This window comes from Curtobacterium sp. MMLR14_010 (genome assembly GCF_001865015.1).
Classification (GTDB): Bacteria; Actinomycetota; Actinomycetes; order Actinomycetales; family Microbacteriaceae; genus Curtobacterium.
Genome location: NZ_MJGV01000046.1, coordinates 490,687 through 501,953 on the forward strand (window position 1 = coordinate 490,687; position 11,267 = coordinate 501,953).

Below are 11,267 nucleotides of genomic sequence, written 5' to 3' on the forward strand. Positions count from 1 at the left end.
ACGTTCATGGGGTCGTGGCCTTCCCTGCACCCAGGACCCGCGCCGCAGTTCCCCCGCGTCACTGGCCCGTCGTTCCTGGCGGTGCTGCACGTCCTCGGCAGCGACACCACCCGTCAGGGCAGCGGCACCTGCCGATCAGGGCAGCACTAGGACCCATGTCAAGTCCCCCGACAAAACGTGCGCTCCGGAGGAGCACCAGTACACGGGAGACCCGAACGGGTCCGGGTTCATTATTGCACGGTCCGCTTCCGCAGGCGTGCAACGAGTGCAACCCAGAGCGGGGCCACCCGTATTCCGTCCTGCTCGTGCATCTGGGCACGGGTGCGACGACGGGCGTGGAGCAGCATCCCGACGCCGAACCCGACCACGACGTACTGCACGGTGAGCGCGACCCGGAAGTTCGACCAGGCGAAGACGGTCTGCCCCGTGGCGCGGGCGACCGCGTCGAGGAGGAGCCCGATGAGGAACATCATCACGAAGGCCGCGAGGAAGCCCCCGACGTTGACGACCCCGTTCGCTGACCCCAGGGAGCCCATCGGGTTGAAGGAGCGCGCGAAGTCGAACCCGATGAGCGACCCGGGACCGCCGATGCCCATCGCCACGACGAGCAGCACCAGGAGCCAGGTCGGCGGGTGCCCGGGCCAGATGAGCACGAACGTCCAGACGACCCCGAGCAGCACGACCACGCCGAGCACCAGGTTCGACCGGCGGAGCGGGTACCGGGCGCAGAGCACCCCGAGGAGCGGCCCGGCGACGAACCCGACGGCGACGATCACGGTGAGGAAGCCGGCGGCCTCGGTCGAGGAGTACCCGAGCCCGCGGAGCATCGGCACGCCCCAGAGCAGGCTGAACACCGTGCCGGAGGACTGGGTGACGTAGTGCGACCAGAACCCGAGCTGCGTGCCGGGACGACGGAGCGCGTGCCCGAAGGTGTGGAACGCCGCCGACCACGTGTGCGGCAGCGGGATCGTGTCGGTGCGCACCGGGACGGGACCGTTCCGCACGAAGACGAACGCCAGCACGAGCCCGACGGCACTGGCCGCTGCAGCCACCCCGAACGCCACGGTCCACCCGGCGCTGTGCAGGAGCAGCGCGAAGGGGAACGCCGAGGCGATCTGGCCGAACTGCCCGAGGTTGCCCGTCCACTGGGAGATCTGCGGCAGGATCCGGCCGCTGAACCACATCGGCAGCAGGCGGATCACCGAGATGAAGGTCATGGCGTCCCCGGCACCGACCAGGACCCGCCCGACCACCGCCGGGCCGATCGTGGGCGACACCGCGACGACGGCCTGCCCGAGCACCAGCAGCAGGGCGCCGAGCAGCACCAGGCGCCTCGGGCCGATCCGGTCGAGGGCGATCCCGACGGGGATCTGCAGCCCCGCGTAGACGGCGATCTGCACGACCGCGAGGGTGGACAGGACGGCGGCGGAGACCGCGAAGCGGTCCTGCGCGTCCACGCCGGACACACCGAGCGAGGACCGCTGCACGACCGCCAGGACGTACGCGAGCACCGCGACGCCCCACACGACGAAGGCACGGCGGGAGTTCACCCGACAAGGCTAGCGGCGCGGCTCCGCTGCCAGGACGGGCTGTGGAGGACGCGAGGTGCGCGACCGACTGTGGTGGGGCCTCCTGACCGGGTCAGTCGTCGGAGGCGTCCCGACGGTCCGCCAGGAAGCGCTCCAGCTCGGCCGCGATCGCGTCGGCCGTAGGGACCTCGCCGTCGACGCCCGTCAGGGGCGAGCCGACGGGGTTGCCCTCCATGTAGGTGTCGTGGCGTTCCTCGAGCGCCGCGACGAGCCGCTGCAGCTCGCCGTTGCCGGCGACCTGCTCGTCGACGCGGAGCGCGAACTCGCGGCCCTCTTCGCGCAGGGCGTCGGTCGGGAAGATCAGGCCGGTGGCAGCGGCGATGCCGGACAGGGCGGCCACCGCGGCGTCGGGGTACTCGGTGTCGGAGAGGTAGTGCGGCACGAGGAGCACCAGGCCGGTGACCTGGCGCTCGAGCTCGGTGAGCCGGTGCTCGACGAGGTGCAGGATGTTCGCCGGTGCCTGGGTCTCCGGCTTCCAGACGCTCATCGACTCGATGAGGTCAGCCCGCGTGCCCGAGACCGTGAGGCTGACGGGGCGGGTGTGCGGCACGGGCATCGGGATCGACTGGACCCACGTCGTGTCCACGACCTGGAGCTCGGCGGCGAGGTCGGTCACCGCGCGGACGAACCGGTTCCACTGGAAGTCGGGCTCGTACCCGGAGAGGAAGAGGAAGGGCTGCCCGATCTCGTCGCGCACCAGGTGCAGCGCGAGCCGCGGCGGCTCGATGTCGGTGATGTGGTCGTGCTCGAACGTGATGACCGGGCGACGGGCACGCCAGTCGAGCAACGCGTCCGGGTCGAACTCGGCGACGAGCCGGGTGTCCAGCCGCTCGAGGATCGAGGTGGTCACCTGGGCGACCGCCGAGCCGGCGTCCGCGAACCCCGTGAGCCCGGCGACCAGGTGCAGGCCGGTCGGGACCGTCGGGGCGGACTCGTCGAACGTGTAGAGGTCCTCTGGGCGGTTCACCGTCCCAATGCTAGGCGGGGGCCCCGACAGCACCGGCCACGGCACCCACGCCGACAGCGAACAGTGCCTGGATAGGGTTGGAGCATGGTCCGACCGACGCTCTCCACTGACGCTGCCTCCCCCTCCTCGATCGACGCCGACGTCCTCGTCGTCGGCGTCCGCCCCGGCTCCGACGGCGCTCCGGCGACGATCGTCTCCCCCGCGACGGGGCCCTTCTCCGTGCTCGATGACCTCGACCTCGCGGCGATCGGCGTGACGGGGACGAAGGACCAGCTCGTGCGCCTGCCCGGGACCGGTGTCAGCGCCGGCAGCATCGCGCTCATCGGGCTCGGCTCCGGCACCGACGCCGCAGCCGTCCGCTCGGCCGCCGGCAGTGCTGTCCGCCAGCTCCCCCTCGCGTCCTCGATCGCGCTCGCGCTGCCGACCGACTCCGACGAGCTCGTCGACGCCGCCCTCGAGGGCGCTGCGCTCGGCGCCTACGCGTTCACCCGGCACAAGGGCACCGGCAGCACCGGACCGGTGCGCGGCGACCAGCGCGTCGTCGTGCTCGCACCGTCCGCCGTGGCCGACGCCACCGTCCGCCCGGCGATCGTCGCGGACGCCGCCGCCCTGGTGCGCGACCTCGTCAACACCGCCGCGCTCGACCTCGGGCCGTCCGACGTCGCGGACGTGGCCACCGGGCTCGCCGGCGACCTGCCGCTGACCGTCGAGGTCCTCGACGAGACCGCGCTGGAGGAACAGGGCTTCGGGGGCATCCTCGGCGTCGGCGCCGGGTCCGTCCGCCCGCCGCGTCTGGTCGTCGTCCGGTACTCGCCGGAGTCCGCGACGAAGCACCTCGCCCTCGTCGGCAAGGGCATCACGTTCGACTCGGGCGGGCTCTCGCTCAAGCCGGCCGGCTCGATGCTCGGCATGAAGACCGACATGACCGGCGCCGCGACCGTGCTCGCCGCCACCGTCGCGGCCGCCCGGCTCGGCCTCGACGTCAAGGTCACCGCGTGGCTCTGCCTGGCCGAGAACATGCCGTCCGGGTCGGCCATCCGGCCGGGTGACGTCCTGACGCTGAAGAACGGCAAGACCGTCGAGGTCACGAACACCGACGCCGAGGGCCGTCTCGTCCTCGGTGACGGCCTCGTCGCCGCCTCGCTCGAGCAGCCCGACGCGGTCGTCGACGTCGCCACGCTCACCGGCGCCCAGGTCGTCGCGCTCGGCGACCGCACCACCGGGCTGATGGGGACGGACGACCTCGTGGCCCGCGTCCGCGCCCTCGCCGAGGCCGTCGCCGAACCGATCTGGCCGATGCCCCTCCCCGAGGAGCTCGACGGCCGGCTCGCCAGCGACGTCGCCGACATGGTGAACGCCACCGTGGGCAACCCGGCGGGTGGCATGCTGCTCGCCGGCAAGTTCCTGGAGCGCTTCGTGGGCGAGGGTGTCCCCTGGGCGCACCTCGACATCGCGGGTCCCTCGGAGAACAAGGGCGGCGGCTACGGGTGGCTGGGCAAGGGGCCGACCGGTGCGATGGTCCGCACCCTCATCTCGCTCGCAGAAGACCTCCAGTCCAAGTAGTAGGTTTGGTTCCGGTGGGGCGTGCGTCCAGACGCCACCCACCGGAACGGACGGGACGGGACCGGAACCATGCGGTCCGACCGTCGGACGCCGCCGCGGTGGTGTCCATGTGCGGGCCCGACCGGCCCCGACATGCACGAGGGAGTTGCACCAGGTGACGGAACAGACTTACGACGTCGTGGTCCTCGGTGGCGGGAGCGGCGGGTACGCCGCAGCGCTCCGGGCAGCCGAGCTCGGGATGAGCGTCGCGCTCATCGAGGGCGACAAGCTCGGAGGGACCTGCCTGCACCGCGGATGCATCCCGACGAAGGCGCTGCTGCACTCCGCCGAGATCGCCGACGGCGCTCGTGACGCCGAGAAGTACGGCGTCCTGGCCGAGTTCGCCGGTGTCGACGTGCCCAAGGTCATCGAGTACCAGCAGGGCGTCATCAACTCCAAGTACAAGGGCCTGCAGGGCCTCATCAAGGCCCGTGGCATCACCGTCGTCGAGGGCTGGGGTCGTCTGACCTCGCAGAACACCGTGCAGGTCGGCGACCAGACCGTCACCGGCAAGAACGTCGTGCTCGCGACCGGCTCCTACTCGAAGTCCCTGCCCGGGCTCGAGATCGGCGGCCGGGTCATCACCTCCGAGACCGCCCTCCGCATGGACTACGTCCCGAACAAGGTCGTCATCCTGGGCGGCGGCGTGATCGGTGTCGAGTTCGCCAGCGTCTGGAAGTCCTTCGGCGCCGAGGTCACCATCGTCGAGGGCCTCCCCCACCTGGTCCCCGCCGAGGACGAGTCCATGTCGAAGCAGCTCGAGCGTGCCTTCCGCAAACGCGGCATCGAGTTCTCGCTCGGCACCCGGTTCCAGGGCGTCGAGCAGCACGAGAACGGAGTCGTCGTCACGCTCGAGGACGGCAGGACCTTCGACGGTGACGTCCTGCTGGTCGCCGTCGGCCGTGGCCCCGTCACGCAGAACGTCGGCTACGACGAGGTCGGCATCACGATGGACCGCGGCTTCGTGATCACGAACGAGCGCCTCGCGACGAACGTCCCGAACGTCTACGCCGTCGGCGACATCGTCCCCGGCCTGCAGCTCGCGCACCGCGGCTTCCAGCAGGGCATCTTCGTCGCCGAGGAGATCGCCGGTCTCAACCCGGTGGTCATCGAGGACAAGAACATCCCCAAGGTCACCTACTCCGACCCCGAGGTCGCCTCCGTCGGCCTCTCGCAGTCGAAGGCCGAGGAGGAGTACGGCGCCGACAAGGTCGACGCGTACGAGTACAACCTCGCCGGCAACGGCAAGAGCCACATCATCGGCACCTCCGGTGCGGTCAAGGTCGTGCGCGTCGTCGACGGCCCCGTCGTCGGGATCAGCATGATCGGCGCCCGCGTCGGCGAGCTCATCGCCGAGGCCCAGCTCGCCGTGAACTGGGAAGCCCACCCCGAGGACGTCGCGCCGCTCATCCACGCGCACCCGACCCAGAGCGAAGCCCTGGGCGAAGCGCTGATGCACCTCGCGGGCAAGCCGCTCCACGCCCTGTGAGCCAGCGCCCGATGACACAGACAACAACCACGAACCACCCCTGCGAAGAGGAGTCCACCCGATGAGCGAATCCGTCAACCTCCCGGCGCTCGGCGAGAGCGTCACCGAGGGCACGGTGACCCGATGGCTGAAGAACGTCGGTGACCGGGTCGAGGTCGACGAGCCGCTGCTCGAGGTCTCGACCGACAAGGTCGACACCGAGATCCCGTCGCCGATCGCCGGTGTCGTCGAGGAGATCCTCGTCCAGGAGGACGAGACCGTCGAGGTCGGCACCCCGCTGGTGAAGATCGGCGACGGCGCCGGGTCCTCCGACGGCGACTCCGGTTCGTCGGACTCCTCGGCATCGGACTCGTCCGAGTCGAACGAGGCCGCTGCTGAGGAGGCAGCGCCCGAGGCCGAGCCGAGCACCGAGCAGGACACCGAGGCGAAGGCCCCGGAGCCGACCGAGCCCGAGCCGGCCCCCGCCGGACAGACCCAGCCCGCAGCACCGGCTGCTCCGTCGGCGCCGCCCGCCGCCGCACCCGTGCCGCAGGCCGCCCCGGTCCCGCCGCCCGCCGCCGCGCCGGCTCCCCCGGCCCCCGCTGCCGTCCCGGCACCGCCCGCCGCGGTGTCGAGCGCCCCGACGGCCTCGGCCGAGGTCCCGAACCCGTCGCAGACCGGCGCCGCGTCCGGCTACGTCACGCCGCTGGTGCGCAAGCTCGCCAACGAGCAGGGCGTCGACCTGTCGACCGTCACCGGCACCGGTGTCGGTGGGCGCATCCGCAAGGAGGACGTGCTCGCCGCCGTCAAGCCCGCTGCGGCTCCTGACGCTTCCACTGCCCCCGCAGCCGCGTCCGGACCGTTCGTCGCCGAGGTCTCCCCGCTCCGTGGCACCCGCGAGAAGATGACCCGCCTGCGCAAGGTCGTCGCCGAGCGTGCCGTGCAGTCGATGACCTCGACCGCCCAGCTGACGAGCGTCGTCGAGGTGGACGTCACGAAGGTGGCGCAGTTCCGCGACGCCCACAAGGCCGAGTTCCTCGAGAAGACCGGCGCGAAGCTCTCCTTCATGCCGTTCTTCGCCCTGGCGGCCTCGGAAGCGCTCAAGGCCCACCCGAAGATCAACTCGACCGTCGACGGCGAGGAGATCGTGTACCCGGAGACGGAGAACGTCTCGATCGCGGTCGACACCGAGCGTGGCCTGCTCACGCCGGTGATCAAGGACGCGGCGTCGCTCGACCTCGCCCAGTTCTCGAAGGCGATCGCCGACCTCGCCGAGCGCACCCGCAACAACCAGCTGAAGCCCGACGAGCTCGCCGGGGGCACCTTCACGCTGACCAACACGGGTTCGCGCGGTGCGCTGTTCGACACCCCGGTCGTGTTCCTGCCGCAGTCGGCCATCCTCGGGACGGGCATCGTGACGAAGCGTCCGGCCGTCGTGAAGGTGGACGGACAGGAAGCCATCGCGATCCGCTCGTTCGTGTACCTGGCGCTGTCGTACGACCACCGGATCATCGACGGTGCGGACGCCTCGCGCTACCTCGTCGCCGTGAAGAACCGCCTCGAAGCGGGCAACTTCGCGCCGAACCTGGGGTACTGACCCCGCACGTGCTGGCCTGATGACGGCCCTGGTTCCCCTCGTGGGAGCCGGGGCCGTCGTCATGCCCCCTGCAGGCCGAGCACCCCGGCTGCGACGAGTCCGGCAGCGACCACGACACCGACGAGCACCATCCGCGGCGACACCCGGACACCGCCGACGCCGAGCCGGACACCACGCTCGAGGGCGTCCCGCACCAGGGCGAGGTGTCCCGTCGGCACCGGCGCTGGCGGGGCCACGACGGTGTACACGTCTGCCGGGGGCTCCCAGCGCACGGGCCGCGGCGGGCTGGTCGCCTGCACGACGGCGACGAGACGGCGGACGTCCTCCACCGCACCGCCGAGCGCCCCGGTGACGGCGTCGTCCACCGCAGCGCGGCACGGTTCACGGGGGTCGACCCGCTCCCACACGAGGCGGACGGCGTGGAGCAGGGCGACGGCGCCCGGCGACTCCGAGGTGCGGGCCGGAGCAGAGCCGGGGTCGGCGTCGGGCGGGTGGTCGACGAGGACCGGTGCGCCGGCGTCGTCGACGAGGACGTCATCGGCACGGGCGTCCCCGAGCAGCAGGGCCCCGGCTCCGGCGTCGACGGCCAGCTCGAGGAGCGGGAGCGTCAGGGTGACGGCGACGCCGACGGTCGGGACGCCGATGCGGTCGAGGGCGTCGGGGAGCGGCGTTCCGGCGAGCTGCTCGGTCTGCACCACGAGGCGCCCGGCAGCACTGCGGCCGACGGCGGTGACGCGCACGCAGTGCTGGGGTTCGGCCGCGCAGCGGTCGGCCACCCAAGCGGCGTAGGGGCCGGTCCCCGGACCGGACCAGCGGTGTTCGACGGTGGTCGTTGGCATGGTGACCAGCGTGGCGGAGGCGGGACGAGCCTCCCGGCCGGTGGCGACACCTGTGGAGAACCCCGTTCGCCCACAGCCAGTTCACCCACGGTCCACACGACGGCCGTCAGGCCGTATCCTGGGGGCATGGCACGAAGCAGCTCGACCGACACGAAGGCGAAGGCGAAGGAGCCGGGACGTCTGAAGCAGATGTTCCAGGTCTTCCAGATGACCCGTCGGGCTGACCCGACGTCGATCTGGTGGTTCGCTGCCGCGTTCCTGGTCCCCGTCATCCTCGGGGTGCTCCTGGCGCTCCTGCTGCCGGGGCAGAACTGGCTCGCGATCGTCCTGTGGATCCTCGCCGGCGTGCTGCTCGGCGTGCTGCTGTTCCTCATCGTGCTCGGTCGTCTGGCCGAGCGGGCTGCGTACTCGCAGATCGAGGGCCAGCCCGGGGCCGTCGGTGCGGTGCTGTCGAACTCGCTCCGTCGCCAGTGGCGCTCCAGCGAGATGCCCGTCGCGGTGCACGGTCGTTCGCAGTCTGCGGTCTACCGCGCGGTGGGCACGCCCGGCGTCGTCCTCATCACCGAAGGCCAGGTCGGCAACATCTCCCGCCAGGTGGACGAGGAGCGTCGCAAGGTCCAGCGCATCGTCCCGAACGTCCCCGTGCACGTGGTGAACGTCGGTGACGGATCGGACCAGGTCACGCTGCACAAGCTCCCCCGCGCGATGAACAAGTACAAGAAGTCGCTCAACCGCAACGAGGTCCTCGCGGTGGCGAACCGTCTCGACTCCCTCACGCAGAGCCCCGCGTCCGCGATCCCCAAGGGCATCGACCCGACCCGCGTCCGCGCCGGTCGTCCGCGCTGATCTCGGCCTGACGTCGCTGGACGCCCCCGACCGCTGCGGTCGGGGGCGTTCTGCGTGTGGGCGGCCGGGCGGGCGGGGCGGTCGTGTGTGCGCCCGTACGCATCGAGGGAGCAGAAGACGTCGAGTGGAGCCCGCAAACCCGACGTTTTCTGCTCCCTCGATGCCGTCCGGCGCGCACCCCGCGCCGCGCCCGGCCGCGACCGCGCGCCCGCCCCGCACCCTCAGCGCCGGACGAGCACCGTCCCGGCCGCCGCGTCGTGCAGCGGGCGGCCGTCCTTGGCGTGGATGAGCACCGGCACCACGAGGCAGAGCAGCACGGTGCGGACGACCGGCCGCCACACTCCGATGTAGCCGCCACGGACCGGCACCACGCGGAGCCCGAGGCAGATCTGCCCGAACGACCCGGACAGCAGCGGGATGAACACGACCTGCAGCGCGGCGAAGATGCCGAGCGTGACGAAGTTGCCCGCGTCGCCGTAGGTCCCGAGGCCGAGCGACACGAGGGACGCCAACGCCCAGTCGATCACGAGCGCCACGAACCGCCGCCCGAAGCTGCTCATCGACCGGGGCCCGGACTGCGGCAGGCCGAGGAGCTTGCCAGGCCACTCCCCCGCACCGGGACCACCCGCACCGGCACCAGCAGCGGAGGAGGACGACGAGGTGGGGCGGGCCATGTCTCCAGGGTAGGCGACACCGGGTGCGTAACACGCCGGAAACAACGCAGTCACGTCCGGGAAACCCCGGGTCAATAGCCTCGTCGGAGGGTGCCTCTCGGTCCCCTCGAACCACCACCCAACCAGTAGGAGAACGACTCACATGTTCAGTGATTCCTCCGAGGTGCTCGCCTTCATCAAGGACACGGACGTCAAGTTCCTCGACATCCGTTTCACGGACCTCCCCGGGGTCCAGCAGCACTTCAACATCCCCGCGTCCACGGTCGACGAGGACTTCTTCTCGGTCGGGCAGCTCTTCGACGGCTCGTCGATCCGCGGTTTCGCGTCGATCCACGAGTCCGACATGCAGCTCATCCCGGACGTGACGACCGCGTACGTCGACCCGTTCCGCGCGGAGCGCACGCTGATCATGGTGTTCGACATCTACAACCCGCGCAACGGCGAGATCTACAGCCGTGACCCGCGCCAGGTCGCCAAGAAGGCCGAGAAGTACCTCGCCTCGACCGGCATCGCCGACACCGCGTTCTTCGCCCCCGAGGCCGAGTTCTACATCTTCGACGACGTCCGCTACTCGGTCACGCAGAACGAGTCGTTCTACGCGGTCGACTCCGAGGAGGGCGCCTGGAACACGGGTCGCACCGAAGAGGGCGGCAACCTCGCCAACAAGACCCCGTACAAGGGCGGCTACTTCCCCGTGTCGCCGGTCGACAAGACCGCCGACCTGCGCGACGACATCTCGCTCAAGCTGATCGACTCGGGCCTCGAGCTCGAGCGCGCGCACCACGAGGTGGGCACCGGCGGCCAGCAGGAGATCAACTACAAGTTCGACACGATGGTCCACGCCGCGGACGACATCCTGAAGTTCAAGTACATCGTCAAGAACACGGCCGAGCAGTGGGGCAAGGTCGCGACCTTCATGCCGAAGCCGATCTTCGGTGACAACGGCTCGGGCATGCACACGCACCAGTCGCTCTGGTCCGACGGCACCCCGCTCTTCTACGACGAGAACGGCTACGGCGGCCTCTCCGACCTCGCGCGCTGGTACATCGGTGGCCTGCTCAAGCACGCCCCCGCCGTCCTGGCGTTCACGAACCCGACGATCAACTCGTACCACCGGCTGATCCCGGGCTTCGAGGCCCCCGTCAACCTCGTCTACTCGGCGGGCAACCGCTCGGCCTCGATCCGGATCCCGATCACGGGCACCAACCCGAAGGCCAAGCGCATCGAGTTCCGCGCGCCCGACGCCTCTGGCAACCCGTACCTGGCGTTCGCCGTGCAGCTGATGGCGGGCCTCGACGGCATCCAGAACCGCATCGAGCCGCACGAGCCCGTCGACAAGGACCTCTACGAGCTCCCCCCGGAAGAGGCGAAGAACATCCCCCAGGTGCCGGCTTCGCTCGACGCCGCACTCGCAGCACTCGAGGCCGACCACGAGTTCCTGCTCAAGGGGAACGTCTTCACCGAGGACCTCATCCAGACGTGGATCGACTACAAGCGCGAGAACGAGATCCTGCCGATGGCGCAGCGTCCGCACCCGTTCGAGTACGAGCTCTACTTCGGCGTCTGAGTCCCGCTCGACCCGTACACGAAGGGCCCCGCACCGATGGTGCGGGGCCCTTCCGCGTTGCTGCGCGGGCCGAGACTCGCCGAGGCGGACAGGACTCGCCCGCCGGACGGCGCAGGGT

General features: G+C 70.9%; 9 protein-coding genes. 5 read left to right on the forward strand and 4 right to left on the reverse strand.

What is annotated here, in order from left to right; all coding sequences use genetic code 11:
* Nucleotides 1-230: 230 nt before the first annotated feature.
* Both BIU98_RS10875 and BIU98_RS10880 read right to left on the reverse strand, forming a co-directional pair.
* Complete coding sequence (locus tag BIU98_RS10875; protein ID WP_071275767.1) at nucleotides 231-1,550, reverse strand: nitrate/nitrite transporter; 1,320 nt, start codon at nucleotides 1,548-1,550, stop codon at nucleotides 231-233.
* A 91-nt stretch (nucleotides 1,551-1,641) separates the two neighbouring features.
* Nucleotides 1,642-2,565 carry a proteasome assembly chaperone family protein gene (locus BIU98_RS10880; RefSeq protein ID WP_083393216.1) on the reverse strand — a complete coding sequence of 308 codons (924 nt, stop codon included), beginning with the start codon at nucleotides 2,563-2,565 and terminating at the stop codon, nucleotides 1,642-1,644.
* Between the two features lie 75 nt (nucleotides 2,566-2,640).
* Between BIU98_RS10880 and BIU98_RS10885 the strand changes: the two genes are divergently transcribed.
* The 3 genes from BIU98_RS10885 (at nucleotide 2,641) to sucB (ending at nucleotide 7,223) form a co-directional block, all read left to right on the forward strand.
* Nucleotides 2,641-4,119: a leucyl aminopeptidase gene (locus BIU98_RS10885; protein ID WP_071275771.1), complete on the forward strand. Its 1,479-nt coding sequence runs from the start codon at nucleotides 2,641-2,643 to the stop codon at nucleotides 4,117-4,119.
* 154 nt (nucleotides 4,120-4,273) lie between these two features.
* Nucleotides 4,274-5,647, forward strand: coding sequence for a dihydrolipoyl dehydrogenase (gene lpdA, locus BIU98_RS10890; RefSeq protein WP_071275773.1), 1,374 nt, complete (start codon nucleotides 4,274-4,276; stop codon nucleotides 5,645-5,647).
* 61 nt (nucleotides 5,648-5,708) lie between these two features.
* A complete protein-coding gene (sucB, locus tag BIU98_RS10895; protein ID WP_071275775.1) occupies nucleotides 5,709-7,223 on the forward strand; it encodes a 2-oxoglutarate dehydrogenase, E2 component, dihydrolipoamide succinyltransferase in 1,515 nt (504 codons plus the stop codon).
* Nucleotides 7,224-7,282: 59 nt separating this feature from the next.
* Here the strand turns inward: sucB and BIU98_RS10900 are convergent, their stop codons facing one another.
* A complete protein-coding gene (locus BIU98_RS10900; protein WP_071275778.1) occupies nucleotides 7,283-8,062 on the reverse strand; it encodes a hypothetical protein in 780 nt (259 codons plus the stop codon).
* A gap of 126 nt (nucleotides 8,063-8,188) precedes the next feature.
* On the opposite strand from BIU98_RS10900, the gene BIU98_RS10905 reads away from it, so the two are divergent.
* Nucleotides 8,189-8,908: a DUF4191 family protein gene (locus BIU98_RS10905; RefSeq protein WP_071275780.1), complete on the forward strand. Its 720-nt coding sequence runs from the start codon at nucleotides 8,189-8,191 to the stop codon at nucleotides 8,906-8,908.
* 221 nt (nucleotides 8,909-9,129) lie between these two features.
* On the opposite strand, the gene BIU98_RS10910 is transcribed toward BIU98_RS10905, so the two are convergent.
* A complete protein-coding gene (locus tag BIU98_RS10910) occupies nucleotides 9,130-9,582 on the reverse strand; it encodes an RDD family protein (RefSeq protein ID WP_071275782.1) in 453 nt (150 codons plus the stop codon).
* Nucleotides 9,583-9,724: 142 nt separating this feature from the next.
* Here BIU98_RS10910 and glnA point away from each other — a divergent pair, with 142 nt between their 5' ends.
* A complete protein-coding gene (glnA, locus tag BIU98_RS10915) occupies nucleotides 9,725-11,149 on the forward strand; it encodes a type I glutamate--ammonia ligase (protein WP_071275783.1) in 1,425 nt (474 codons plus the stop codon).
* The last annotated feature ends 118 nt before the right edge of the window (nucleotides 11,150-11,267 follow it).

Coding starts and splice junctions, on each gene's coding strand:
- BIU98_RS10885 (WP_071275771.1), top strand. CDS start 2,641: ATGGTCCGACCGACGCTCTCCACTGACGCTGCCTCCCCCTCCTCGATC.
- sucB (WP_071275775.1), top strand. CDS start 5,709: ATGAGCGAATCCGTCAACCTCCCGGCGCTCGGCGAGAGCGTCACCGAG.
- BIU98_RS10900 (WP_071275778.1), bottom strand. CDS start 8,062: ATGCCAACGACCACCGTCGAACACCGCTGGTCCGGTCCGGGGACCGGC.
- BIU98_RS10905 (WP_071275780.1), top strand. CDS start 8,189: ATGGCACGAAGCAGCTCGACCGACACGAAGGCGAAGGCGAAGGAGCCG.
- BIU98_RS10910 (WP_071275782.1), bottom strand. CDS start 9,582: ATGGCCCGCCCCACCTCGTCGTCCTCCTCCGCTGCTGGTGCCGGTGCG.
- glnA (WP_071275783.1), top strand. CDS start 9,725: ATGTTCAGTGATTCCTCCGAGGTGCTCGCCTTCATCAAGGACACGGAC.